Annotated in this window: 23 protein-coding genes and 1 pseudogene; 13 read left to right on the top strand and 11 right to left on the bottom strand. The window is 54.9% G+C overall.

The window, feature by feature from the left end; all coding sequences use genetic code 11:
• The first annotated feature begins 33 nt into the window (after window positions 1-33).
• The 3 genes from lon (at window position 34) to ACEWE8_RS19425 (ending at window position 4,909) form a co-directional block, all read left to right on the top strand.
• The gene (lon, locus tag ACEWE8_RS19435; protein WP_046787930.1) at window positions 34-2,430 is read left to right on the top strand and encodes an endopeptidase La; all 2,397 of its coding nucleotides are present in this window, start codon (window positions 34-36) and stop codon (window positions 2,428-2,430) included.
• A 151-nt stretch (window positions 2,431-2,581) separates the two neighbouring features.
• Window positions 2,582-2,854 (top strand): HU family DNA-binding protein, encoded by a 273-nt coding sequence (locus ACEWE8_RS19430; protein ID WP_046787931.1) that lies wholly within the window; start codon window positions 2,582-2,584, stop codon window positions 2,852-2,854.
• A 183-nt stretch (window positions 2,855-3,037) separates the two neighbouring features.
• On the top strand, window positions 3,038-4,909 hold the full coding sequence (locus ACEWE8_RS19425) for a SurA N-terminal domain-containing protein (protein ID WP_046787932.1): 1,872 nt from the start codon (window positions 3,038-3,040) through the stop codon (window positions 4,907-4,909).
• An 80-nt stretch (window positions 4,910-4,989) separates the two neighbouring features.
• Here ACEWE8_RS19425 and ACEWE8_RS19420 read toward each other — a convergent pair whose 3' ends face one another.
• Window positions 4,990-6,030 (bottom strand): patatin-like phospholipase family protein, encoded by a 1,041-nt coding sequence (locus ACEWE8_RS19420; RefSeq protein WP_046787954.1) that lies wholly within the window; start codon window positions 6,028-6,030, stop codon window positions 4,990-4,992.
• Window positions 6,031-6,183: 153 nt separating this feature from the next.
• On the opposite strand from ACEWE8_RS19420, the gene ACEWE8_RS19415 reads away from it, so the two are divergent.
• From ACEWE8_RS19415 to ACEWE8_RS19405, 3 genes are all read left to right on the top strand, one after another.
• Window positions 6,184-6,462: a hypothetical protein gene (locus ACEWE8_RS19415; RefSeq protein ID WP_012313650.1), complete on the top strand. Its 279-nt coding sequence runs from the start codon at window positions 6,184-6,186 to the stop codon at window positions 6,460-6,462.
• 14 nt (window positions 6,463-6,476) lie between these two features.
• Window positions 6,477-7,256 carry a CHAD domain-containing protein gene (locus ACEWE8_RS19410; protein WP_046787933.1) on the top strand — a complete coding sequence of 260 codons (780 nt, stop codon included), beginning with the start codon at window positions 6,477-6,479 and terminating at the stop codon, window positions 7,254-7,256.
• Between the two features lie 76 nt (window positions 7,257-7,332).
• Window positions 7,333-8,130, top strand: a complete 798-nt coding sequence (locus ACEWE8_RS19405) for an acyl-CoA thioesterase II (RefSeq protein ID WP_046787934.1) — start codon at window positions 7,333-7,335, stop codon at window positions 8,128-8,130.
• Between the two features lie 3 nt (window positions 8,131-8,133).
• Here the strand turns inward: ACEWE8_RS19405 and ACEWE8_RS19400 are convergent, their stop codons facing one another.
• The 3 genes from ACEWE8_RS19400 to ACEWE8_RS19390 all read right to left on the bottom strand — a co-directional run bounded on the left by ACEWE8_RS19400 (window position 8,134) and on the right by ACEWE8_RS19390 (window position 10,969).
• Window positions 8,134-8,502 (bottom strand): Mpo1-like protein, encoded by a 369-nt coding sequence (locus ACEWE8_RS19400; protein ID WP_046787935.1) that lies wholly within the window; start codon window positions 8,500-8,502, stop codon window positions 8,134-8,136.
• Between the two features lie 75 nt (window positions 8,503-8,577).
• The gene (locus tag ACEWE8_RS19395; RefSeq protein WP_046787936.1) at window positions 8,578-10,056 is read right to left on the bottom strand and encodes a methyl-accepting chemotaxis protein; all 1,479 of its coding nucleotides are present in this window, start codon (window positions 10,054-10,056) and stop codon (window positions 8,578-8,580) included.
• A gap of 115 nt (window positions 10,057-10,171) precedes the next feature.
• Window positions 10,172-10,969: a TatD family hydrolase gene (locus tag ACEWE8_RS19390; RefSeq protein ID WP_046787937.1), complete on the bottom strand. Its 798-nt coding sequence runs from the start codon at window positions 10,967-10,969 to the stop codon at window positions 10,172-10,174.
• A gap of 158 nt (window positions 10,970-11,127) precedes the next feature.
• On the opposite strand from ACEWE8_RS19390, the gene ACEWE8_RS19385 reads away from it, so the two are divergent.
• The 4 genes and pseudogenes from ACEWE8_RS19385 to greB (ACEWE8_RS19370) all read left to right on the top strand — a co-directional run.
• Window positions 11,128-12,534, top strand: coding sequence for a transglycosylase SLT domain-containing protein (locus ACEWE8_RS19385; RefSeq protein WP_046787938.1), 1,407 nt, complete (start codon window positions 11,128-11,130; stop codon window positions 12,532-12,534).
• 114 nt (window positions 12,535-12,648) lie between these two features.
• Entirely contained in the window at window positions 12,649-13,083 is a 435-nt protein-coding gene (locus ACEWE8_RS19380) for a DoxX family protein (RefSeq protein WP_046787939.1), read from the top strand.
• Window positions 13,084-13,297: 214 nt separating this feature from the next.
• Window positions 13,298-13,606 carry a hypothetical protein gene (locus tag ACEWE8_RS19375; RefSeq protein WP_046787940.1) on the top strand — a complete coding sequence of 103 codons (309 nt, stop codon included), beginning with the start codon at window positions 13,298-13,300 and terminating at the stop codon, window positions 13,604-13,606.
• Window positions 13,607-13,617: 11 nt separating this feature from the next.
• Window positions 13,618-13,764: pseudogene (gene greB / locus ACEWE8_RS19370) on the top strand (transcription elongation factor GreB); the annotation flags it as partial.
• Between the two features lie 148 nt (window positions 13,765-13,912).
• On the opposite strand, the gene greB (ACEWE8_RS19365) reads toward greB (ACEWE8_RS19370), so the two are convergent.
• The 6 genes from greB (ACEWE8_RS19365) to ACEWE8_RS19340 form a co-directional block, all read right to left on the bottom strand.
• Window positions 13,913-14,416: a transcription elongation factor GreB gene (gene greB / locus ACEWE8_RS19365; RefSeq protein WP_046787941.1), complete on the bottom strand. Its 504-nt coding sequence runs from the start codon at window positions 14,414-14,416 to the stop codon at window positions 13,913-13,915.
• Between the two features lie 28 nt (window positions 14,417-14,444).
• Window positions 14,445-15,035 (bottom strand): gamma-mobile-trio protein GmtX, encoded by a 591-nt coding sequence (gene gmtX, locus ACEWE8_RS19360; protein WP_144415506.1) that lies wholly within the window; start codon window positions 15,033-15,035, stop codon window positions 14,445-14,447.
• Window positions 15,036-15,039: 4 nt separating this feature from the next.
• Entirely contained in the window at window positions 15,040-19,146 is a 4,107-nt protein-coding gene (locus ACEWE8_RS19355) for a VPA1269 family protein (RefSeq protein ID WP_080952195.1), read from the bottom strand.
• A gap of 33 nt (window positions 19,147-19,179) precedes the next feature.
• Window positions 19,180-20,535 (bottom strand): gamma-mobile-trio recombinase GmtY, encoded by a 1,356-nt coding sequence (gene gmtY, locus ACEWE8_RS19350; protein ID WP_046787943.1) that lies wholly within the window; start codon window positions 20,533-20,535, stop codon window positions 19,180-19,182.
• 161 nt (window positions 20,536-20,696) lie between these two features.
• On the bottom strand, window positions 20,697-22,085 hold the full coding sequence (locus ACEWE8_RS19345; RefSeq protein ID WP_046787944.1) for a DEAD/DEAH box helicase: 1,389 nt from the start codon (window positions 22,083-22,085) through the stop codon (window positions 20,697-20,699).
• Window positions 22,082-22,651 (bottom strand): hypothetical protein, encoded by a 570-nt coding sequence (locus ACEWE8_RS19340; protein ID WP_046787945.1) that lies wholly within the window; start codon window positions 22,649-22,651, stop codon window positions 22,082-22,084. The genes ACEWE8_RS19345 and ACEWE8_RS19340 overlap by 4 nt, the downstream gene beginning before the upstream one ends.
• Before the next feature lie 102 nt (window positions 22,652-22,753).
• On the opposite strand from ACEWE8_RS19340, the gene ACEWE8_RS19335 reads away from it, so the two are divergent.
• Window positions 22,754-22,975, top strand: coding sequence for a helix-turn-helix domain-containing protein (locus ACEWE8_RS19335; protein WP_046787955.1), 222 nt, complete (start codon window positions 22,754-22,756; stop codon window positions 22,973-22,975).
• Window positions 22,976-23,153: 178 nt separating this feature from the next.
• A complete protein-coding gene (locus ACEWE8_RS19330) occupies window positions 23,154-23,420 on the top strand; it encodes an antitoxin Xre/MbcA/ParS toxin-binding domain-containing protein (RefSeq protein ID WP_080952196.1) in 267 nt (88 codons plus the stop codon).
• 554 nt (window positions 23,421-23,974) lie between these two features.
• Here ACEWE8_RS19330 and ACEWE8_RS19325 read toward each other — a convergent pair.
• The gene (locus ACEWE8_RS19325; protein ID WP_046787946.1) at window positions 23,975-24,637 is read right to left on the bottom strand and encodes a hypothetical protein; all 663 of its coding nucleotides are present in this window, start codon (window positions 24,635-24,637) and stop codon (window positions 23,975-23,977) included.
• Between the two features lie 380 nt (window positions 24,638-25,017).
• Between ACEWE8_RS19325 and ACEWE8_RS19320 the strand changes: the two genes are divergently transcribed.
• Window positions 25,018-25,338: a hypothetical protein gene (locus ACEWE8_RS19320; protein ID WP_046787947.1), complete on the top strand. Its 321-nt coding sequence runs from the start codon at window positions 25,018-25,020 to the stop codon at window positions 25,336-25,338.
• Window positions 25,339-25,555: the final 217 nt, after the last annotated feature.

The raw sequence follows: 25,555 nt of genomic DNA, 5'->3' as shown, positions 1-25,555 counted from the left end.
TTCCGGCCATAAGGCCGCTGTAGAGGCGAAATCATGAAGACCACCCTCGACTTGCCTCTTTTGCCATTGCGCGATGTCGTTGTTTATCCGCACATGGTCATCCCACTGTTCGTGGGGCGTGAGAAGTCCATCGAGGCCCTTGAGGCTGCGATGACTGGCGAGAAGCAGATCCTTCTGCTGGCCCAGAAGAACCCCGCCGACGATGATCCGGGCGAAGACGCCCTGTATCGCGTCGGTACCGTCGCTACCGTGCTGCAACTGCTGAAGCTGCCTGATGGCACCGTCAAGGTGCTGGTCGAGGGCGAGCAGCGGGGTGCAGTCGAGCGCTTTACCGAAGTTGAAGGGCACATCCGTGCCGAAGTTTCCCTGATCGACGAAACCGACGCCGCCGAGCGCGAGTCGGAAGTCTTCGTGCGCACGCTGCTGTCGCAGTTCGAACAGTACGTGCAGTTGGGCAAGAAAGTCCCTGCCGAAGTGCTGTCGTCGCTGAACAGCATCGAGGAGCCTGGGCGCCTGGTCGATACCATGGCCGCACACATGGCCCTGAAGATCGAGCAGAAGCAGGAAATTCTCGAGATCGTCGATCTGTCCACCCGTGTCGAGCATGTGCTTGCGATGCTGGATGCTGAAATCGACCTGCTGCAGGTCGAGAAGCGTATCCGTGGCCGGGTCAAGAAACAGATGGAGCGCAGCCAGCGCGAGTACTACCTGAATGAGCAGATGAAGGCCATTCAGAAAGAGCTCGGCGATGGCGACGAAGGCCACAACGAAGTCGAAGAGCTGAAAAAACGCATTGAAGCCGCTGGCCTGCCGAAAGATGCCCTGGCCAAGGCTCAGGCGGAGCTGAACAAACTCAAGCAGATGTCGCCGATGTCGGCCGAGGCCACCGTGGTGCGGACCTACCTCGACTGGCTCGTGCAGGTGCCGTGGAAGGCCCAGAGCAAGGTTCGACTGGACTTGTCCAAGGCTGAGGAAATTCTCGATGCCGACCATTATGGCCTTGAAGAGGTCAAGGAACGCATCCTCGAATACCTCGCCGTGCAGAAGCGCGTGAAGAAAATTCGCGGCCCGGTGCTGTGCCTGGTTGGCCCGCCAGGCGTGGGCAAGACCTCGCTGGCCGAGTCGATCGCCGCTGCGACCAACCGCAAGTTCGTGCGCATGGCCTTGGGTGGCGTGCGTGACGAGGCCGAGATTCGCGGCCACCGTCGGACATACATCGGTTCGATGCCAGGCCGCTTGATCCAGAAGATGACCAAGGTGGGTGTGCGCAACCCGCTGTTCCTGCTCGACGAGATCGACAAGATGGGCAGCGACATGCGTGGCGACCCGGCCTCGGCGCTGCTGGAAGTGCTCGACCCTGAGCAGAACCACAACTTCAACGACCACTATCTGGAGGTCGATTACGACCTCTCTGACGTGATGTTCCTGTGCACCTCGAACTCGATGAACATCCCGCCGGCGCTGCTTGACCGCATGGAAGTCATTCGCCTGCCGGGTTACACCGAGGACGAGAAGATCAACATCGCGGTCAAATACCTGACACCCAAGCAGGTCAAGGCCAACGGTTTGAAGAAGGAAGAGCTCGAGATCGACACCTCGGCGATCCGCGACATCATCCGTTACTACACCCGCGAAGCCGGTGTACGTGGCCTTGAGCGGCAAATTGCCAAGGTTTGCCGCAAGGTCGTCAAGGAACATACCGGCCAGAAGCAGGTCAAGGTCAAGGTCACCAGTGAGCAGCTCGAGCACCTGTTGGGTGTGCGCAAGTTCCGCTACGGCCTGGCCGAGCAGCAGGATCAGATCGGCCAGGTGACCGGCCTTGCCTGGACCCAGGTGGGTGGCGAATTGCTGACCATCGAGTCGGTGGTCATCCCTGGCAAGGGCCAACTGATCAAGACCGGTTCGCTCGGCGACGTCATGGTCGAGTCGATCACCGCCGCGCAAACCGTAGTCCGCAGCCGCGCCCGCAGCCTGGGGATTGCCGCCGACTTCCATGAGAAGCACGACGTGCACATCCACATGCCCGAGGGTGCTACGCCCAAGGATGGCCCGAGCGCTGGTATCGGCATGTGCACCGCGCTGGTGTCGGCGCTGACGCAGATTCCAGTGCGTGCAGATGTTGCCATGACCGGTGAAATCACCTTGCGTGGGCAGGTATTGGCCATTGGCGGGTTGAAGGAAAAACTGCTGGCGGCACACCGTGGCGGGATCAAGACAGTGATCATTCCAGAGGAGAATGTTCGCGATCTGAAGGAGATTCCGGAAAATATCAAACAGGATCTGCAGATCAAACCGGTCAAATGGATTGACGAAGTCCTGCAAATTGCGCTGCAATACGCCCCGGAGCCCTTGCCAGATGTGGCTCCTGAGATTGTCGCGAAAGATGAAAAGCGCGACGGCGATGCTAAGGAACGAATTAGCACGCATTAGTAGTTTTTGGCTGGGGGGCTTTCCTTGACAGTATTTTCGGGGCCTTGCTATAAAGCGGCACGCTATTGTCACCAGGCCACCCAGCGCACGTTTCATAAGCTTTTCATTACATACTTAGAAACAAACTCAATAGAAAATAAGGGGACTTAGAGTGAACAAGTCGGAACTGATTGACGCTATCGCCGCATCTGCTGACATCCCGAAAGCTGTAGCCGGCCGCGCGCTGGATGCAGTAATTGGCTCCGTGACTGATGCCCTGAAAGCAGGCGACGACGTCGTTCTGGTTGGCTTCGGTACCTTCTCGGTCAAAGACCGCCCAGAGCGCGATGGCCGTAACCCGCAAACTGGCAAGACCATCAAGATCGCTGCTGCCAAGGTTCCAGGCTTCAAGGCTGGCAAAGGCCTGAAAGACGCCGTCAACTAAGTCGTCTCTTTCAGCCGGACCCGGCCTGGCCAGGTCCGAGCACGCTGAAGGCGGGTCGCAAACGTTCCCGCCTGACACGTTTGCTAAGAAAAGGCGCATCCTCGGATGCGCCTTTCTTTTATCAGGATTCTACCCACGCTCCGCGGTTGTCGACGCAGTGGTACAGCCGTTTCTGGGGGACGCATGCTGCAAAATATCAGGGACAATTCACAAGGTTGGATTGCCAAGACCATCATCGGCCTCATCGTCGTGCTGATGGCGTTGACGGGCTTCGAGGCCATTTTCCAGGCCGCCAGCCATAGCCAGGACGCCGCCAAGGTGAACGGCCAGACCATCAACCAGAACGAGCTGAGCCAGGCGGCCGACATGCAGCGCCGCCAGCTGATGCAACAGCTGGGCAAGGATTTCGACCCGGCACTGCTGGACGAGAAATTGCTGCGCGATGCCGCGCTCAAAGGGCTTATCGAACGCAAGCTGCTACTGCAGGGTGCCGAAGATGCCAAGTTCGCCTTCAGTGAGGCCGCGCTGGATCAAGTGATCCTGCAGACGCCGGAATTCCAGGTTGATGGCAAGTTCAACGCCGACCGTTTCGACCAGGTCATCCGCCAGATGGGCTATGGCCGCTTGCAGTTCCGCCAGATGCTCGCCGAAGAAATGCTGATCGGCCAGGTACGCACGGGTATTGCCGGCAGCAGCTTCGTGACCGACCAGCAGGTCGACGCCTTCGCTCGCCTGGAAAACCAGACCCGCGACTTCGCTTCGTTGACCTTCAAGGCCAACCCGGCTGCGGTCAAGGTCAGCGATGACGAGGTCAAGGCCCATTATGAACAGCATGCCAAGGAGTTCATGACGCCGGATCAAGTGGTCATCGACTATGTCGAGCTGAAGAAGTCGGCATTCTTCGATCAGGTGAAGGTTACCGACGACGAGCTCAAGGCCCAGTACGAGAAGGAAATCGCCAACCTGGCCGAACAGCGCCACGCTGCGCACATCCTTGTCGAGGTCAATGACAAGGTCACCGATGCCCAGGCCAAGGCCCGCATCGAAGAGGTCGAGCAACGCCTGGCCAAAGGTGAAGACTTCGCCAAACTGGCCAAGGAGTTCTCCCAGGACCCGGGTTCGGCCAACAGTGGTGGCGACCTTGGCTTCGCCGGCCCGGGTGTGTATGACCCGGTCTTCGAGGACGCGCTGTACAAGCTCGACGATGGCCAGGTGTCTGCACCGGTGCGTACCCAGTTCGGTTATCACCTGATCAAGCTGCTGGGCAAGCAGGCGCCGGAAGTCCCGAGTTTTGCCAGCCTGAAGGACAAGCTCACGCGAGACCTGAAGACTCCGCTGGTCGAGCAGCGCTATGTCGATGCCAGCAAGCAGTTGCAGGATGCTGCCTACGAGGCTGCCGACCTGGCCCAGCCCGCCCAGGACCTGAACCTCAAGGTGCATACGTCGGCGCCATTCGGCCGTGAGGGCGGTGAAGGCATCACGGCCAACCGTGCCGTGGTCCAGGCTGCGTTTTCCGAGGAAGTGCTGGAGGAGGCTGCCAACAGCACCGCCATCGAGCTGGACCCGGAAACCACGGTGGTATTGCGCGTCAAGGAGCACCGCAAGCCGGAGCAGATGCCGCTCGAAGCCGTGGCCAAGAGCATCAGCGAACACCTGGCCAAGGAGAAGGCAACCGCCGAGCTCAAGGCCAAGGCGGACAAGCTGATCGCCGGCCTGCGTGACGGCTCGGTCGCTACCGATACTGCCCAGGAAGGCCAGAGCTGGAAGGCCTACGAAGCAGTCACCCGCAGCCAGGACGGTATCGACCCGGCCGAGTTGCAGGCACTGTTCCGCCTGGCCAAGCCGCAAGCCAAGGGCAAGCCGGTATATGGCAGCGTGGTTCTGGCCGATGGCAGCCTGGTCGTGCTGCAGCTCAAAGGTGTCAACGAAGGTGCCGCCGCCAGCGCTGAAGAGAAGCAGCAGATCCGCCGCTATCTCGCTTCGCGTGCGGGCCAGCAGGACTTTGCGGCATACCGCAAGCAGCTCGAAGGCAGTGCGGACATCACTCGCTACTGAGTGACTGTCTGGTAATGAAACAGGCCGCATGATGCGGCCTGTTTCGTTTCTGTGGCACGGGCGTAAGCGCCGGGTTCGCCTCAGCGCTTTTCCCCCTCATAGTTATCCAGCGTATCCCGCGCAATCTCCCGGCCCAAGGCAATCAGCTCCGGCGCCTTGTAGAACTCGAAGAAGCGGCATACCCGCTTGGGCACGTTGATCAGCACGTCCGGTGGATACCCCGCGATCTTGTATTGCGCCAACGACGTCTGCATCACCTCGAAACTCTGGTTGATCAGGTCCAGCAGCGAAGCTGGCCCCACGTTGTCGACGATGATCGACCCTGTGGCTGATTTTGGCGCGCCCTCGCTCTGCGGTGCCGCCGCCGGTTGCTGCGCTTCGGGGTCGGCCGCATCGGTCAGCCAGGGGTTGGGTGGAATCAGGCCCTCGCCGGTGATCTCCTGCTCGATGCGCATCAGTTCCTCGACGGGCTTGCGCCGAAACGGCATGCGCGACCCCAGCGAATTGATCAGCGCGTCAAAGCGCATCCTGAATGCTGCCGGCCGCTCGATGACAGGCAACTGGTATTGCTTCTGGTTGGTGGAGTTGAGGTTCACCGCAATGATCATGTCGCAGTGGCTGGACACCACCGGCACGATCGGTAGCGGGTTGAGGATGCCGCCGTCGACCAGCATGCGGTTGCCTTGCATTACTGGCGTGAACAGGCTTGGAATTGCCGCCGAAGCGCGCATTGCCTGGTGCAGGCAGCCTTCCTGGAACCAGATCTCCTGCTGGTGGGTCAGGTCGGTGGCCACTGCCGTGTAGGGGATGCGTAATTGCTCGATATTGATTTCGCCAACGATCTTGCGGATTTGCCCAAACACCTTGTCGCCGCGAATGGCACCAAGGCGGAAGCTGACATCGACCAGACGCAGTACGTCCAGGTAATCCAGGCTTTCGATCCAGTTGCGGTATTCATCGAGTTTGCCCGCCGCGTATATGCCCCCGACCACCGCGCCCATCGAGCAACCGGCAATGCAGGCGATCTCGTAGCCGCGCCGTTCGATTTCCTCGATCACGCCGATATGGGCATAGCCCCGAGCGCCCCCCGATCCCAATACCAGTGCTACACGTTTGCTCATGATCATCCCCGGCTTCTGCATCCATGGTCCTACAATGCACCGAGCGTTGCCTGTGCTTCAATGTAGACTCTAGGCAAAACGTGCCGGGCGCGGCACTTTTCAGGTGCCCAAGCGTCGAACAGCCATTCTATTTGAACCTCTGAGGTATTACCGATGAAAGCCTGGATCTGCCTTCCTCTGATTGCCCTGGCCCTTGCCGGCTGTGCGGGCAAGACGGCTTACCGTGACAGCTGCGCGTCGCAGCTCGATGCCGCCTGGAAGGAGCTTGACCTGGCCAAGGCTGAAGGCTTTGCCGGTACTGTCAGCTATTCCAAGGCTTTGTCGCTTTTGACCGGGGCCAAGACCCAGCAGCAGTTCGAAGGCTTCGAAGGTTGCACCAATAAAGCCGAAAAGGCGCGTTTCTACATTCGTGAGTCGCGCGCCGGGCGCTGACCGAGGAGCGCTGTATGTCCAGCATGCTCGACCATGTGGTTGCCCAGGTAGTGGCCTTGCAGGTGCACCTGCTGGCCTGTCGCGAGCGCCTTGCTGCCGATACCGACAGCGAGGCCTTGCACGATCTGCGCATAGGCCTGAGGCGCTTGCGCAGCCTGTTACGGCCGCTGAGGGGCTTGCCGGGGGTCGAGCAGTTGGAGGACGCTGCGAAAGCCCTTGGTACCTTGACCACGCCGCTACGTGACCGTGAGGTACTGGCGGCCGAGTTGATCAAGCGCGGCGTTGCCCAGGCGGGGCAGCGGCGTCTGCAAGGGCGGGCTGCCACCTTTGCCGGCGTGGCCACCAGCGCGCAGCTGAGCCGTGTACTTGCCATCCTCGATGCCTTCCCGCTGTTCCTGCGCGCAGCGGGCCGTGAAGGGTTGGCCAAGTCACTGCGCAAGCGTGTCGACAAACGCCTGGTCAAGCAATGGCGCAAGCTGCAGGAAGCCTTGCAGGACCCGGCCCACGACCGCCACCGCCTGCGCCTGTTGATCAAACGTGTGCGCTATGGCGACCAGGCCTATCCGCAACTCGATCATGCCGGCAAGCCGCTGCAGCGCATGCTAAAACAAGCCCAGAGCGATTTGGGTAACTGGCATGATCGCTTGCAATGGCTGTTGCAGGCTCAATCGCATGCGGATCTCGCGCCCTGCAAGGTCGATTGGGAGCAGGAGCTGGATGACGCCGAACGCCAGTCCGACGTGACACTGGATGCCTTGCAGGCAGCGCTGCAGCGGCGCAAGCCCGGCAAATGACCGATATGCGGGCTGTTCGACGCAAAGTTGCTCGCTAGTATTGGCTGACACCTTTCGCTGCTGCAGGAGCCGGCCCATGAATTTCAACCAACTGCTCGACGCCGTGCGCGCACACCCCGACGGCGTCAGTGTTCCGCCCAACTGGGCCCAAGGGCGTGCCGCATTCGGTGGCCTGATGGCCGCCATGGTGTATGAGGCCATGCGCCTGAAGCTCGCCGATAGCCGCCCGGTGCGTTCCCTGGCCATCAGTTTCGTCGCCCCCGCCGCTCCCGACGTGCCAACCCGTTTTGAAGTCGAAGTGCTGCGCGAGGGCAAAGCCGTCAGCACCCTGCTTGGTCGAGCGATTCAGGATGGCCAAGTGGTGACTTTGGTGCAGGGCAATTTCGGCGCCGGGCGGGCATCGGTGGTGAATGTTCCTGCAGTGCCGGCCATGGAGATGAAGGCGCTTGAGGATGCCGCCCCTGAGCTTCCTTACATCAAAGGCGTCACACCTGAGTTCATGCGCCATGTTGCCCTGCGCTGGGCGGTTGGTGGGTTGCCGTTCAGTGGCAATCAGTCACGGCACATGGGCGGCTGGGTGCGCTTGCGGGATGTTGCCCAGGAGCAGGTCAACGAGGCCCACCTGTTAGCGCTGGTCGATGCCTGGCCGCCCAGCCTCATGCCTTACCTGAAGCAGCCCGCAGCAGGCAGTACGCTGACCTGGACCATCGAATTCATCCAGCCGGTTGCCAGGCTGTCGACGTTGGACTGGTGCCGCTACTGCGTCGAGACGGAACACGCCCGCGATGGTTACGGGCATGCCGCAGCTGCTCTGTGGACGGCTGAAGGTGAGTTGCTGGCATTGAGCCGGCAGACGGTCACAGTGTTCGCTTGAGATTCAACGCCGATGTTTGTGCCGTTCGCGCCAGGCGCGCCACCAGGCACCACTGAGCACAAAACGCGGGAAGGTGATGAATTGCTCGGTCAGCAGGCGCTGCACGGCGTCCTTGCGGTTGGCGAACGGTTCCGGCTGCTCGGCCTCCAGGCGGTGGCCCTGACGCTGCAGGCCCAGGCCGGCGATCAGGGAAATGATGCCGACAGCAATCTGGCCAAGGTCCAGGGCGAACAAGCCTGACAGCACCAGCAGAGCGCCAAGGATGAACAGCGGCACGGCAATCAGGTGCAGCACCAGGTTGGTCGGATGGCGGTGGTTGTGGTGATAGCCGCGCCATTGCCAGGCGGGCAAGTTGGGCAGTCGTTTGCTCATGGGCAGTTCCTCGCGGTCATGCCCAAAGCTTAGTGCGGCCCGGTGGTCACAGCCAATCGAGGCTGGCTATGGTGACTATAGTTTGAGCTGGCCGATGGCCTTGTTCAGCTCGCCGGCCAGGGTCGCCAGTTCGCTGCTGGTGGTGGCCGAGTCGACAGTCTGCTGCACGGTTTCCTCCGTGACATCACGGATGCTGACTACTGCCCGGTTCATTTCTTCCGCCACCTGGCTCTGCTGCTCGGCGGCGACGGCTATTTGGGTGTTGCTCTCGCGCATCTGCGCCACGGCGCCGGTAATTTCGGCGAGCGCTGCGCCGGCTTCCTTGGCCTGGCGCACGCAGTCGTCAGCTTTGTAAGAGCTTTCCTGCATGAACTCCACCGCATCGCGGGTACCGGCCTGCAGGTCGGCCACCATGCCGGTGATCTCGTCGGTGGAGGTTTGCACGCGTTTGGCCAGGCTGCGCACTTCATCGGCGACCACCGCAAAGCCACGGCCCATTTCGCCGGCGCGCGCTGCTTCGATGGCGGCATTGAGCGCCAGCAGGTTGGTCTGTTCGGCAATACTGTGGATGACGTTGACCACGCCATTGATCTTCTGGCTGTCCTCGGCCAGTTGGCGGATCATTTCGGCGGTCTGCTGCACACCGCTGGATAGCCCGGCAATCGAATCCTGCACCCGGTTGACCACATTCTTGCCGCTGCCAGCGAGGGTGTCGGCGGTCTGCGACAGGTCGCGGGTGGCACCGGCATGCTGGGCGATATGGTGCACGGTGGCGGACATCTCGTTGATCGCCGTAGCTGCCTGGTCGGTCTCGCTTTGCTGGCCGAGCATGCCGTGGCGAACTTCGTTCATGCTCGTGGCCAGGCGCGCGGCGCCCGAATCGAGTTGCGCGGCTGTGCGTGCCACGGTGCTGACCACGCGGTGGTAGGTCGACTGCATGGCGTTGAACGCGCCTGCCATCTGGCCCACTTCGTCTCCGCAAGCCAGAGGCACGCGGGCCGACAGGTCACCGGTTTTTTCCACGTGCAGCATGACGTCCTTGAGGGTGTTGAGTTGGCTCAGCAGGAAGCGGATCAAAAGTTGCGAGGCGCAGAGCATGGCCAGCATCAGGATCAGCACACAAACCGCGTAGTTGGCAAAACGCTCGAAGAACACCTGGCGCACGCTCGGTGCCTGGGCCAGTACCGCCACCTGCTCGTCGCCATGGCGCAGTACCTGAGCACCCCGCAGCGGGTTGTTACCGAAGAGCCAGGCGGCCGGGAGTGCTACCCAGCCTTGTGCATTACGCAGTGCATCCAGGCTTTGGCCGGCAAAGGTCGGGGTTTGGCCGGGTTGCCAGGTGATCACGTTGGCCTGGCGGGGCAGGGCAAGCCCTTGCGGCCAGGCGGCCAGCAGCTGTGCCTGGGATTGCGCCTGGATCTGCACAGCTTCGGCGCGGGCTCGCTGCTCTAGGTGCACGGCATAAAGCACCAGCATCAAGGTGGTGACAAAGGCCACTGCGTTGACGGCCCAGAACTTGTACTTCAGGGAAATATTGCTAAGCCAGGCACCCATGGGTAGGTCTTCTCTGAGTTGAGCGGAAACATTATTGGCAAGGTGCCATCATTGTGCCCGCTCACGCCTGGGAGGTTTTGACGTGTATCAACAAACCGTTTATGCCCGATCAAGCTCAGGTCAGCTTGAAAAATGCCCGAGCCGTTGCAGTGGTGTGCGCCGCGGTATCTTCAACACGTTCACCTCGGTGCAACGCTACCTCCCGCAGCACCTCTGGCAGAAACGCCGGCTCGTTGCGCCCGCTCTTCGGTTTCGGTCGCAGACTGCGCGGCAGCAGATACGGGGCATCACTCTCCAGCATCAGGCGCCCTTGTGGGATATTGCCCACCAGCGGATGCAGGTGCGTGCCGCGGCGTTCGTCACAAATCCACCCGGTGATGCCGATGTGCAGGTCCATGTCCAGGTAGGCGAACAGTGCGTCGCGCTCGCCGGTGAAGCAATGCACCACGGCGGCCGGCAGGTGGTCGCGGTAGTCCTTCACAATCGCCAGCAAGCGCTCGCTGGCATCACGCTCATGCAGGAACACGGGCAGGCGCAACTCGGCGGCCAGCGCCAACTGAGCTTCCAAGGCTTTTTCCTGGAGTGGGCGAGGGGAGAAGTCGCGGTTGAAGTCCAGCCCGCATTCGCCTACGGCGCGCACACGCGCTTCATTCAGTAACTGGCGCAGTCGTTGGTCGCTGTTGGCGTCCCACGCTTTGGCGTCGTGCGGGTGTACGCCGGCTGTGGTGAACAGGTGCTCGCTGGCGGGGTCCAGCTGCTGGCACAGCTCTAGCGCCTGCTCGCTGACCGCGAGGCTGGTGCCGGTAAGGATCATCTGCACTACGCCGGCTTCGATGGCGCGCTCGACGATGGCGGCCTGCTGGTCGTGGAAACTGCTATTGGTCAGGTTGACGCCGATATCGATCAGTTGCATGGTGCTACCTCGTGCCGCGGGACGGCCAGCATAGCAAAAAGCGCGATTTCCGGGAAAAAGCCAAGAACTTCAGGCTGTTGCGATGGTCTTTTGCCGTCATTTATCACGAGTTGCTCGCACACATGGATGCTGCCCACCGACCTCGGATACGTCTTCGCATGCTGCGATACCTGCTCGCCCTGCTGCTGGCGCTTGGCCTGATGAGCGTCGGTCCCGCCTACGCACGCCTGCCGGGGCCGCAGCAGAACGTGCCGGTGAGCAAGGCCCGTGACCTTGAACAGATCCGCAGCAGCAAGGTGTTGCGGGTACTGGTCAACCAAAGCCGCAACAGTTCCGGTGAGGTCAAGGGCGAGCCCGTCGGCATCGAGTACTACCGCTTGCGTGCGCTTGAGCATTACCTCAACGCCCGGGCCGGCGACGGGCAACAGGTGCGGCTCAAACTCATCCCCAGAGCCAAAGAGCAACTACTCGGGGCCCTGCAGCGCGGTGAGGGCGACCTTGCCGCCCCGGGCGAATTGCTCGACCCGAGCCTGGTCGGTGGCGTGAACAGCAGTGCTCCGGTCCTGGACCAGGTGCCGTTGTGGCTGGTCGGGCGCAAGGGCGAGCGCAGTTTCACCCGCGTCGAGCAGTTGTCCGGGCGCACCGTGGCGTTGACCAGTGCCAGTGCCGCCGGCGCGCTGATCCAGCAGATCAACCAGCACCTGGCGCTGCGCAAGCGCCCGCCCGTCAAGATCGAGTGGGTCGATTCGACCCTGGCGGTGGAGGACGTGCTGGAGATGGTCCAGGCCGGCATCTATCACCTGACCGTGGTGGAGCGGCCGATCGCGCTGCGCTGGGCCCGGGTAATGCCACGCCTGCGCCTGGATAGCCGACTGCAACTGGGCCCGCCGCAAGCCATGCGCTGGTATGTGCGCCGAGATGCGACGCTGCTGCAGGTCACGGTCGATCGTTTTCTGCAGGGCTACCGCGCGCCCGAGAACCAGGACGCTGCCTTCGAGCGCATCTACCGGCGCCAGTACCGCGTGCACAACCCGCTTGCGCGCAAGGACCGTCAGCGCCTGGCTTCTGTGCGCGCGGTGCTGCAGAAACATGGCCAGGCGCAACAGATCGACTGGCTGAACCTTGCTGCGTTGGCCTTCAAGGAGTCGACCCTCAACCCGGCGGCGCGCGGCAGTGGCGGGGCGCATGGCCTGATGCAGATCACTCCTGCAGCTGCCCAACGGGTCGGGGTCAGCAATACCGCAACGGTGGATGGCAATGTCCAGGCCAGCGCCCGTTACCTGGCGTTGATCCGCCGCAAGTTCTTTGCCAGCCCGAAGATCAACGAGCGTGAGCGCATGGCCTTTGTGCTGGCCGCCTACAACCTTGGGCCCGAGCGGGTCCAGGCCATGCGTGTCGAGGCTCGCAAGCGTGGGCTCAATGGCAACCAATGGTTCTTTCAGACCGAGCGGGTCGCGATGGAGCAGGTGGGCATGGGGCCGGTCAACTTCGTCAATAGCGTGAACAAGTACTTCCTGGCGTTCAACCGCGAGCGTGCGGTGCTGGAACGGAGGGGGAATCGCTGATAAATCGATTTATTTGATTGGTATGCTGGGTTTTTTGCGATTTATATATCTTTCATGTCGATTATTATGGCGCCCATCCCAACACAACATCCCAGCTTTCAAGGAAGTCACCCAATGAACAATGCAATCATCAAACTGCTCTCCACCCACGCTGGCCTGGGCCTGAGCGTGGTTCGCATCCTGGTCGGCATCATCTTCATGGCGCACGGTGCGCAGAAACTCTTCGGCCTGTTCGGCGGCTACGGGTTGGAGGGCACCGGCCAGTGGATGGAGAGCATCGGCCTGGCCCCCGGCTACCTGATGGCCCTGCTGTCCGGCAGCGCCGAGTTCTTCGGCGGCCTGGCCTTGGTGATCGGCCTGCTGGCTCGCCCGGCGGCGCTGGCACTGAGCGTAACCCTGGTGGTGGCAATTTTCTCGGTACACATCGGTAACGGCCTGTTCATGTCCAACAATGGCTATGAGTTCGCCTTGGCGTTGCTGGCGGGTACCGTCGCGGTACTGATCGAAGGCGCTGGTCGCTTCTCCGTAGACCGATTGATCGCCCGCTGACAGCTCATGCTGCAGGCCTCAAGTTGATGACTTTCAGCTTGGGGCTTGCAGCTTGCCGCGTGTAGCTCTAGCATACCGCCTGCGCCGATTTAAACAGCTACTTGCGGGGCGCAGGAAAACCCAGCCCCGGGTCATCCGAAATACCGCTAAAGCGCTGGTTCGGTGACGCCTCCCACCGCTGCCCAGCGGGATTTGCGAGGCGGAGAAACACTTCATGAGTTGCCCACGTACCAGTGTCTGCTTGAGCCCACTGCCTGCCAGCCAGGCCACCCGCACACCGCGCATTCTGCTCGGTGGCCAGCATCAGCCCACTCTTTTGCGTCATCTCGAAGGCTTGTCCCGTCGCAAAGGCCAGGCCCGCGCCTTCCTCATCCAGTTTGCCGAAACCGCGTGTCGGCTGGAGCAGTTTGGCAACGACCGCTTCGATCTGGCGGTGATCCAGGCACCTGCCGCGCAAGACGCTGCCGAAGTGATCGGCCACCTCACCCGCATCGCACGCCAGGGCCTGATTACCCGACGCTGAGGAACCCGCTGTTGAGTACCAATATCATCACGACAGAAGGCCATGAAGCTCTGAAGAAAGAGCTGGACCATCTGTGGCGGGTGTATCGCCCGGAAATCACCCAGAAGGTGGCTTGGGCTGCCTCGCTGGGGGATCGCAGCGAGAATGCCGACTGGAAAGTAGAACCCCAAACTGCTGTACTATTACGTCTTAGGCATTGATTTTACTCGTTTTTCGGAATAGTACAGTACTCGTGCATCGTACTATTGAATATCGGCCATCACTGCAGCCTGCTCTTGAAATAGTGGTGGCCGATTTGGAAGCACCTCAGGGCTTAATGAACCGAGGTGCGTCTTCCGCCGCACTGTACTCAATTTCGGTGACCTCCCAATAAGCGTCGCCAGTTGGAGTCCGAACTACAATCTCATCTCCTACACACTTGCCAATGCACGCGCGTGCCATCGGAGAGTCGATAGAGATGAAGTCATTCCTATCGTAGATTTCATCAGCACCGACAATGCGGAATTTTTTTCCTTTATCTTCGTCGTTGACAATGGTTACCCAAGCTCCGAAAAACACCTTACCTTCCTGAGTAGGGGAATATGGAACTACGCGAAGATCTTCGATCCGCTTACGGAGATATCTTACACGGCGATCTATTTCCCTTAGCCGTTTTTTATTGTATTGGTAGTCAGCATTTTCACTCCTGTCACCCAAAGACGCAGCCCAGGTTACCTTTCTGGTGATCTCCGGCCGCTCTTCGCGCCAGAGCCAATCTAGTTCATCTTTCAAGGACTGATAGCCAGCTTCAGTAATGAGATTGGTAGCCATTTTTTGCCTGTTATTGATTCAAGATCGGTCACAATGCCCTGAGAGCCTTCTGTATTGCATCAAGTGTTCCTGGGCGAAAAACCTTTGCTCCCTTTTTGTCAATCAAGTCGCCGTGCTTGCCCAGAGTACACCCCCATTGTAGCCTGAACTCTTCAGACATTAAATATAAAAGAGCCCTCCGTTCTATTTCAGATAATTTATTCTCGGCTGAAAATGGAATGCGATCATCTACCTGGATTTCGAGATTAGGTGGTGTAATTTCCCTTAAGAGACTTCGGAGACGGTGGTTTTCCGCCTCTTGCGCGCGCGCCAAAAATTTAGCCTTGCCGTCTTTTATAGAGTCTATCCAATCTGAGGGCTCTCGTTCCTGATGAGCTGGTCCTGCCGCCTCTTTAAACGCTAGTATCAGCACCCGATACGCTTGACCGGAGCTATTTCGCATGCTTTGGGCGTTTGGCACTCCGCTGTTAGCTCCGGCGCGGGCAATTCTCGAAAATGAGAAGTCTTTTTCCCTGCTAGATAGCAGCTCATTGCATACCTTATACACAGCGTCTAACGTGCGTTGTTTTTTTGCGCTGCAATTCTGTTTCAAGTGCTCCAGAGTTTCAGATGGTGTCATGATTTTAGACCTGAGGTAAGCTTTTGCCTTTACTTACGAAGACTTCACTAATCTCTTTAAGTGAAATACTTTCAAGGCCGACCAATTCAGCGAGCCTGAATCTACCTTCAATTAGTGAATCAATACGCTCCCAGCTTCTGAGTCTTGATATCAACAGTCTTGCAATTTGATTGCCAACCAAAAGCTGCTGATCTTCGTTTAGTCTGAACATGCGCTGCGGGGATTTGTTGTCTTCTAACATTTTGTCCAATAATTGTGATCTTGCTGTCAATGCAGAACTGGCCGAAGCACATTCATAAATCTCAGCATTTTCGCAAACCTCGCTTAACTGATGGAAGTGAGTGGTTTCTTCAAGCGCGAGCCTAAGTTCGTGACCATCTTGTACAATAAGCATGAGCGAGTCTTGTTGCGCTGATTCGGACCTTATAAGGGTTACCTGTTCAATTTGTTTTATAAGGCTAGCGCTAGCCTGTACATCACAAATCAATACGTCGAGCTTTTTAGCTGCGCTTTTCGCTTCGGCTAGCAGCTTACGATGCTTAACTTCTAGGCCCAAGTCTCGACCTTCGAATTGCCCTCCCGACTTAACTAACTCATATTCGCGTTCGTCATGGTCGTCAATTTCAGTTCTCAGGTCTTCAGCTTTATTCTGAAGTTCATCGTATTTTGCAAATTGAAAATTTACTTGCAATGATATTTCGTTGCCGAGAGCTAGCAGGCCGCCTATGAATGCCGGTCCGGTTACGAAGTGGCGACATCTTATGCAATTTTGACTACCTAGATATCCGCCAGGTACTGGAAGCCAAATATCGCCTTTACCGAGCGACCCTCCGTCATCGCATCTAGCCCCAGCATACGGACAAAATCCGTAATCACGAAATAAATAACTACCAGGAGACTTTTGTCTGTAAATCAACTCAAGGGCATCTTGGCTGTTTGCTACTAGCTGCCCCTTGATCTGGTCGATCCTGCCTTGCTCAATCATGCTCTGTGCGATAAAGGCCTGATTTTGGAGTGCACGTTTCTCACCCTCAGTAAATCGACGCTGCAGTTCGACGCTGCCGATCTTTACATAGTATAAATTCATGACGATTGAGGAATGGCCAGCAATCTTCATTGTGATCTCAATGGGTAGTCCGAACTCATGGACATATGCCGTGATAAGGCTTACCCTCATACTGTGTGGGGTGTATATGGAGGAGTAGCAGGTTAATTTTTCTTTTGGCCCTGTTAGCGTCGCTAATGGTAAATCCCGAGGCTGCGAGTGGTAGAGTGCGGCGGCAAGCCGGGGAGTTAATATATTTGTCGGCGATCCTGGTTCTTCAGCGCCATAGAGCCGGAACAAGAAGCAGTTTGCCCCTTTTGCATGGCGCTGGCTTTCATTTAAGTTAGTTCGAATGCATTCAATCCAGGGCATCGGGCGTACTATAGGATTATATTTTTCCTGCCACTGACGGAGTTTGATTATCCAGGGGATTAAATGTGGGGGCATCCACGGCACACTATAACCCCTGTACCCAATACTGGTTTTATTGCTCGTGACGAACATTCCACAGTTGTCGCCAGGGTAACGTTTAATGAATCCCTGATCTTTTGTGACCCCTGCAAGTGAAGCTTCATTTTTAGTCCAGACGACCTTACTATCATCATAGATGGGAATGTACGCATCGCCTTCCCCTGAATCGCAGTACGCAATTTGCCTACCTCTGGACGGGACAGATACTAGGGTGAGTACCTGCATCCAATACATTGGGAACCAAGCTTTAAACTTTCCTCCAATCCATCGTGTGACTAGATCGGGATCGTTATAATCCAATGGGAAATTACTAACGTCAATCTCAATCCAGTCGGCGTCGAAACTATGAAGGTGGGTTAAGTCAGAGAAGCTGGTAGCAGTATCTGGTGTTATCCATTTCTGCACGGCTGCGACATATTGATAAGCCAAAGCTGGTTTGGCCGTTTCACCAGGACTGCTGTTATTGGCCGTTGCTGAGTATTCAATTTCACTGCCGCGTAGTGGATTGCTCATTCCTTCTGCGATTATCAACTCGCCGGTTTCGTCATCTTCCAGGGTAAAATCTTCACGTATGATGAAACGCAAAAGCTCGTTGATTGCCATGACGAAGCTACGCCTAAGAGGCTCTTGGATTGAAGTGGTGACATAGTTCTTGAAATGTTGCAAGTCTATGTGTTTGTTTGAAAGGAACTCTCCCGGTGTCGTGCCGAAACCATTTGGTTGAATATAGGTTGCCAAAAATCGGCAAATTGATATCTGCTTTATTCGGCCGCCGCGAGCTTCTTTCTTGAAACGATTTAAATCTTCAAGCCACTTGGAATGAACTTCATCAATAGAGCTTTCTGAGAAGGGTTCCATTTTTCCGAGAAAAGCATATGAGGTCGTCCAGTCTCGGTAGTACACTTTGTCAGGAGTTGCTGGTAATTTATCATTTTTAGAGGATTTTACATACTCCTTGTATTCTTTTATGGATGACAGATTGAGCGGATGAATAATTTTTATTGCTTCATCGTAGGTGTAAAATGTTCTTATGGAACACAGGTCATACCAGCTTTTCCACTCATCTTTGAATACCCGCTCAGGATGTGCAGGAAGAGGTGGGTAATCTTTATAACGGTTTCTATAATCTTGACTGTCTTTAATGTCAAGCTTAATTACCGCTGCTCTAATGTCGTTTAGGTGGTCGTATTTGGCAGGCAATAAAAAATGGACCCATGATTTCCATTCGTTCTTGAATTGTTCTGGGCTGCTCGGAAGTCGTGGGTCTTTGTGGTAGTTAAGTTCGTACTGCCGCTTTGTGCTGATACCCAATCGTTGTGCTGCTTCGCGAGCTTCAAGTAAACAGTCATACTGTTCCGTTAGATCTAGGTAGTCCTTCCATGATGTCCACTGATTCGGATAAACGCAAGTTGGATCTCGTCGTAGGCGCCAGTCATGTTTAAATCTATTGTAATAGTCTTTTCGTGACTGGCATTTCATGCTGCGGGCTGCAGATCTAGCTTCATCGAAAGTATCATAAGCGTTTCTTGTTTTCCCTGGATGGAGAAATTGTACCCAGCCCTTCCACTGCTCTTTGTATTTGCTTTTAGGGTCAATAGGTAGTTTCAGATCTTCTTCACGGCGATTGAAATATTCAGTTGAATATTTGATGCCCAGAGATACAGCGGCCGCAGAAGCTAGTTCATAACTTTCATACGGTGGGGTTGAATGAGTGGTTCCGAAGAAATGATTCCAATTTTGCCACTCGGGATAAACGGTGCTAGGGTTGGCAGGGAGTTTCGGGTCTTCTTTGTACCTTTTTTTTGTGTGGTATTGGTGGTAACTATTAATTCCGAGCGTCAACGCGGCTCTGCTTGCTGCACTGAGCGTTTGGTAAAAATCTTTATATTTACTTCTACCGATAAAGGCTGGCCAACCCTTGAAGTCGGGGTAAAACCTCATGTCGCCCGGGAGTTTCGGATCTTTATCGTGGTCAGTCTGATATTGGGCTACAGTCCAAATGCCCAGGCGTATTACTGCTTCACGTGCTTCTTCAAGTGTTAGATACTTTTCGATTGGCCTTTCACTACCACAAAAATCGTACCATGACAGCCATTCGCTTGCGTAATTGTTATAAGGGTTAGCCGGAAGCTTGGGGTCTTCTTGCCAGCGAAGTCTGTAGGCCCTGCTGTTATTAATTCCTAACTTCCTGACGGCAGCTTTGGCTTGTGTTAATGTTTGATATTTATCATGCGGCTTTTGTGTGCCGCATAAGTCGTACCATGAGATCCATTCATGTACGTATTCCACTTCGGGATTAGATGGTAGTTTCGGATCCTTCTGGTAGTAACGATGATATTCAAGGCTGTTTCTTATGGAAAGCTGCCTCACTGAAATCCTAGCCTCAGCTAGTGTTGCGTATTTTTCAATTGGTTTTATATTTCCGCATAAGTCGTACCAGGAAGTCCATTCGCTAGCATAAACTTTATTTGGCCAAGCCGGAAGTTTTGGATCTTGTGTTCGGCGAAGTCTATAGTCTGAGCTATTTCTGATGCCAAGCTTCTCAACTGCGGCCCTCGCCTCGGCTAAGGTTTGATATTTGCTTGCTATTGGCATTTGACCTCGCCTCAGCTGTAGGTAATCTCCTATTCAGCATAGGCTGTTTCTATGGCTTGCTGACATCTTCTGTCGGATTTCTTCGTGCGTGGGCTGAATGTATACCAAGCATGAATCTGGGCTTCTGTGATGCATAGCTTTCTGAATTTCGATCTGATTGAATCCGTGTTCTCGCAACCTGTACCCATAGCTGTGTCGATGCCCGTGCTCACTCGTGCCAACAATTTTTCGGTGCAGTAGGCCAATTCGTTCAACAGCTGATTTGTGCAGGCGTTGAGCATTTTTTAGCGTTTCAGGCTCTCCCTGAGAGTTCGTGAATGCATATGGGTGGTCTCGGGCAGAATCTGGATCAATACGCTGTTCTTTTAAGTACTTGATCCATATATTCAAAAACTCTGACGCTTTATAGGGTGGAAAGAATTGAACCGCAAAGTAACCATCTTTGTTGTCAAGTACTGGATTTTTCCATCCCAAATGCAACCGTTCTGTTTTCAGATATTCGGTGCGAGGTATTAACCCGTAATGTATTGCTAGAAATTGCTTACGGGTAAAATATTGTTTGTCTGGGGGTTTACCGTTAGACGGGTGGAAAACTCTAACAATGGCTTCGTTATTCTTGCTGTCTACAATAATGTCTGACAAGTAAAGATGCAGCGCTTCTGACTTACGCAAACCACCATAGTGCATTAGCAGAGTTAAGGCTTGACCTTTGTAGTCAGGAGTCGATCTGTCGGGATGTATGGTGTTAGGGATAATAAAGCCCTGTTTTATCAATGAATCAATTTTATCTTCAGGGAATCTGATTGCAGGTGCAATATTTTCAGGGGGACGCTGCGGTCCTTTTATTTCGCGAATGGTGCTTAAAGCTTCGGCGTGTTTGTCCGGGTCCATGAGATGATTCAAAAATATTCTATTTCGCTTGTGGTGGAAAGCGCACCAGTTCATCCGCTGCTCCGTAGAGGTGGCTTGCCTGAAAGGATTGGCGGGTTTAATTTCGAACTCATTTTGGCGGGTAAGCCAATCGGTATAATCTGTTATTAAGAACAGGAGGTCTGAGCAGTGTTCGCTAGATTTTGGAAGCCAATAGAGGTGCGAGGGGTCTTTTAGCGTTCTAGGATCAATTGTACCTTCTTCTAAGGCTCTTACAAATGAGGTGAGAAGCTTTGTTGTTTTTTTAAATAAGCCCACGTTAGCGTTAATGTACTCTATTAGTAGCTTAACGGCTTGTGTAGATTTCTCTTTCCAAGAAGAGCTCTTCTTGCTGTTATAAGCAAGGTAGCGAAGATGTGATATTAATAATCCACTTTCGGTCAATAATGCTGGGAGCTTTAGGGTTCGGCCGGTTTGGTCGTTCTGGTAGCGGGCTTTAACCTTTATGACGTAAGCCATTGCAAACACCTGGCAAGTATCGGTTGGATGGTAAGCAGCTTCGCATCGCCTAACTCATTGAAAGCGGGTGTGTATGGAGCAGTACTTATAGTCTAGACCAGATCCTGGTATGAGCAATTGAGTCGGCCTGATTGGCTTTAGGAGTTCGCGATCGTGTATATCTATAAGATTTCCAATAGCTCGGATCGAAACTGCGAAGATACGCCCAGTTCGTAGGTCGTGGCTGAGTGCCAATCTGGCGCATATGCAAGGTAATCGACCTTGGATGGTAGATGAGTATCTGCTGTGGACATTGGCCAAGCTTCAAAGTCTTTATTCTCCCAGCCTGTTAAAGCTTCTTGCTCCTCAATTGGCGTTGCTGTCTGCATGCTGAAAACAGCCAGATCCTCAGGTAGATCCTCAGAGATGCGCCTTGAGTATTCTATTAGTGAAGGCTCAGCTACCACAAACAACCATGCTTGATCATCATTGATCCCTGTTCGCCTCAAAATTCTACCAAGGACCTGACGGTAATGCAGCTCTGTACGAATGCGACTGAGATAACAGCAAACTTGTAAGCGTGGGATGTCAGTGCCCTCGCTGATCATGCCAACCGCAACAATCCAGCAACCTATCCCCGATCTGAACTCGTTAATGCTAGCCTGCGCGCTACCAGTTTTCGTCGTAGCCACACGGCAGTTTTCGCCACGGCTTTGCAGCTTGTTTTCGATTAACTTGGCGTGATTAGTGTCTGTTGCGACGATAAGTCCAGCAGCAGATGGATTTCCTTTTCTTATTTCAGCTAATTTTCTACATCCCAGTTCGAGAATGTGATCTATTATATCGTCATTCCAAAGAATATCCTCGAAGCAAAGTGGTGAGCTTTCAAGTAGATGCGCGAAGTTTTCATAATTAGATGTTAGTCGGCTCTGCTGGTTTTTTTGGGTCAACTGCAGATTGTGATTGTCAATCAAGGTTATTCTGGGGGATCTACAAACGTTGTCGTCGATGGCTTGCTGAAGTCCATAGCGATAATCGCAGGTCAAAGTTCTCGCCGGCGCTGAATACCGTCCAAGTGCAATAGCCTTATCATCTGTTCTCCAAGGTGTGCCTGACAACGATAATGTTAGCGTCGCTTGTTGTTCTATTTTGGCTATAATCGTCGCTCCCCAAGTGTTGCTGGCTTGAAGGTCATAACCTGCGCAATGGTGAATTTCGTCAAATATGGCGAACACTCTATACTGTTTAAATAGGTCCCAAAACTCTTCACCTTTCGCATCCATTCCTTGGTAAGTAGAAGCATCACCAATTGCTCCCACATATCCATCCATTCGACGTCCAAGAATTTTTGAGAATGTTGCCCTAAAGCCATCGACTACTTGACAGGATGGCGCGAAGCACAGCACGAGATCGATAACATCTTTTTTGAGCAGCTCTTTTGCCAGCTCGCCGGCCATTCTCGTCTTACCTGCTCCTGGCGTTGCTTGGCAAAAGAAATGCCTATTCACCTGAAAGTGTTTTAGTGCTTTTTCGATACATGATGTCTGCCACTCTCTTAGATTACTGTTCATTCAATACCTAATATTTTTAGGGTTTTTTCCACCGCTTTAAGGTGACCTAGCAGGCGGGAGCTACGATCTCTCGCTTCCACGTAGTCGCTTTCCAGTTTCGAGTAAAGGTGTGGCAGATCATCCAATAGTTGCTTGTATCTTTCTGCTTCACCCATTGAGGTGAGGAAGTCTAAGCGGGTTTCTTTGACCATTGCTTGGAGACGTCGAGTTGTATGTTCGTTGGTCGAGGCATATTTTTCGATGTCGCTTGCAGGTAGTTCGGGGCGAGGTGCGACGAATTGAAACCCCTCGTCAATCAATCGGAGGTTGACTGACGATGGTAGATCTCGGAGGTGATAGAGCTGGTCGCGGCCTCGCTTTTCTGGGTCTCGTACGACCCATTCGATCCTTTCGAGGCGTAGGATCTGCCTGAAAATATAGCGGCGGAGATCAGAGGTATGCTCGCGCGCGACCCCATGTGACCGCGCGTAAGCGTCTCGAAAGCCGCGGCAGGTGAAGCTTTCTAGCTCGCCGCTTTGTAAGAGCTCGTAGACGTGCCTGTCGAGAGCGAATGAAGCAGGTTTCATACAGGCACCTAGCTAGCAGAAATACATCAAATGCGGATTATAATCCGTCGCCGATCAACCCGCAAACGCTGATAGTCCCGCCTTATGTACACCGAGGCGGATATGCAAAAGTTGGCGAGGGCTCTAGGACGCAAAGTCCGGGAGCAGAGAGGGGTGGTCGGGATTTCGCAAGATGCTTTAGCTTTCGCCTGCCAGATGGATCGGAGCTACATAGGGCGGATAGAGAGAGGGGAAGTGAATTTGACTATCGAGAAGCTCTATAGAATAGCGACTGAGCTGAAATGCACCCCGCAATCGCTTCTGCCCACAGACCTATGCGACTAGCGTGCATTCTGGTCGGGTGTATGTCGAGCGATTGACGCCTTCCTCCATCTGCATGCCTCCTTGCCCGTTGAGAAAAAACCATCAGGTGACGTCAACTTCAAGCTTCTGGCTTCGGTCGTATCTGAGTTAACATCCTCCTTCTGTGGCTTTTTTGGTTTGGCCGAAAGGAACTTTGTCAATGATACCGACTCGACTCATCGGCCCTTGCGAGGCTGCTCAATTCGGGTGTTGGGCCGTAGGTCAGCGCTATTACGAATGGCGAAAAGCATGGATCCTAGCCGAGGCTCAAAGAGTGCTCGGAGGGCGAGCGCTTGCTATGCGTTGGATGTGTGAAGCGGCATTGGGTCTTGGCCGGATTTCACCTTGTGCGTTGCTTGTTAGTCATTCCGGATTTGAGGAAGTACAAGATTTTTTACTGCGAATCGAGTACGGCGTTTACTGCTAAATTTACGTAATATTAGTTCGCCCAAGTTGACCAATTCAGCGATAATCTGCTTTGTGATTAATCGGCATTCAATCGACTTTCGCGCTAGAGCGAAAACCTTAAAAGCATCAATTTTGGCTGTATCGATATTCATCGGGCGAGAGTCGTCCATTAGGGCCGAATAGTAGATGAGTCGTTAGTTGCTCCAAATAAGTTATGGCCTCTGTCCGAACACACCCTTCGTAATAGTGGCGCTTGGCAAGCGGGATTGTCGCTCGGTTTTTTAGGCATAACTTCACTAGTTCCGAGAGCAAATATCCGCGAACGTCATACCTCGCATCAACTGCGCTGATCAATGTCGAGTAGCAATCGCGGAAGAGAGGTCGTTGGATGTCGGGGCTTGGGAGTGCTTGGTTACTTTTCATCTTATATTCCTTGAGGCGCCATTCGCAATTGGAAAGGGCAGCAGGCGCCGAACGTCTCGTACGCATGTGGCGAAGCGCACTCAAAAAATCGTTGGCCAGGGACGCCGGGTTTAGAGGCGTCGTAAGTCCTTGCGCAGGATCTGGATGCAATTATCTGCTGACACGATTCCGCCTAGGTTTTATCTTCGCCGCGGCCAGTACCTTGTCTGGTGCAAACGCCAGCAGTGCTTTCGGTGCGACCCCGCCAAGAGAAGTATTTTCCGACTGGAACCATGCTGCGATTGACCAGTCATTCATCCGGGCAGTTAGCACCGACAAAACATCGCAAAGGCTGTGAATCGGTTGGTATCCATTGCTACCGTCCAACCCATATATAGGAAAAAAATCAACCTTGCCCGGTCGCAGAGAAAAGATCTTCCCACTAGCTAGCAACTCATTAGGGTCTAGCTCGACCCCAGGGTTGCTGAACGAGGCCAGATGCATCCACTGCCTGGCTGATATCCAGTCTCCGCTTTGGAAAAGCTTAGAGCGGATTATGCCTGCAGAAACGCCTTCCTCCAATATCGATTGGGGTACCGATTCTGCGGGGAGGAAGCAGTCGATAATGAGGTCTAGCGCTTTTTGGGGATATTCGCTCAGCCTCCACTCGAATAGGTCGTTGTACATGTGCAGCCCGCTGAGGTACGCATCGATCGTCCGGTCTGAATTGGCCTCAATCGACAAGGTAGCAATCAAGGCTGCCTTTCTTTCAGGCGCCTTCGATTCAGTGGGAGGCTCGCGCCTAATCTGGATGCGTGCGAAGGGAGTAGCCACAAGCACCTCCAGCGAAGGAGCTAAGGATCGCTGCAGCAGATATGGCTGATACCCGCCGGAGCCTTTTCACATAACTGTTAGCAGTATGCATCACTCAGCATTCTCCGTTCGGTTTTCCGATCAGCCGCGAGTGATTTTGCTGAGGCCGGCGGCGTTTCCCGTGCAGGTGGATCGCGATGCTCATCCATACTCAGCTCTAGGATTAAGGTCGCCGATGAGTTTCCTTCGGCACGATTAAGATGGTCAAGATCGCATTAAGGCGCGGGTTCCCGGTATAGGCTGGCTCAGCGGCTAAAGGCCCGACCTTTTTCAATTCCACACCTACAATCATCGAACTGCATACGTTCGACCGATATCACTCAGCAAGGCGGTGTATTTCTATGGATTTGATGGCTCTGATTCAGCAGGCGCTTGAAGCGTCAGGGAAGCTGCGAGACCTCTCGAAAAAGGTCGGAGACGCGGATTTCAAAATGATACTGGCAGATCTTCACAGCGCCTTGGCTGATGCGAAACTTGAGTCTGGGGAGTTGAAGATGAAATTGGCATTGGCGCAAGAGGAGATAGTCAGGCTGAAGCAGCTGATCGAGCAGCGAGACAAAGGTAAACTCACCTACAACTCTGAGGGGTCTATACCTTTGAAGGCGAGGCTGGTCGCTTCTGCACCGCTTGCTGGGACAGCGATGAGCGCAAGATGCGCTTGACCGACTTGGCCAGCGAATTCCGATTTGTCGGTCAGTGGGAATGTCCCAAGTGCCATGCTGGGTATGGCGCAAAGGACGCATGAGGTAATTGGTCCGATCAGTCATTCTTCCATTATTTTGGCAAAGCTGCGCGCAATGAGCTAACGGGTGCTGAGGTCGACTGCCTGTGCGAGGTACCCCAGGGAGCGGATTCCTAGCGAGGTTGGCCAAGCGCCTT

It is taken from the genome of Pseudomonas sp. TR47, from assembly GCF_044143025.1.
Lineage (GTDB): Bacteria > Pseudomonadota > Gammaproteobacteria > Pseudomonadales > Pseudomonadaceae > Aquipseudomonas > Aquipseudomonas putida_E.
The sequence above is the reverse complement of the archived record's forward strand: the minus strand, read 5'-3'. Positions and strand labels throughout refer to the sequence as shown.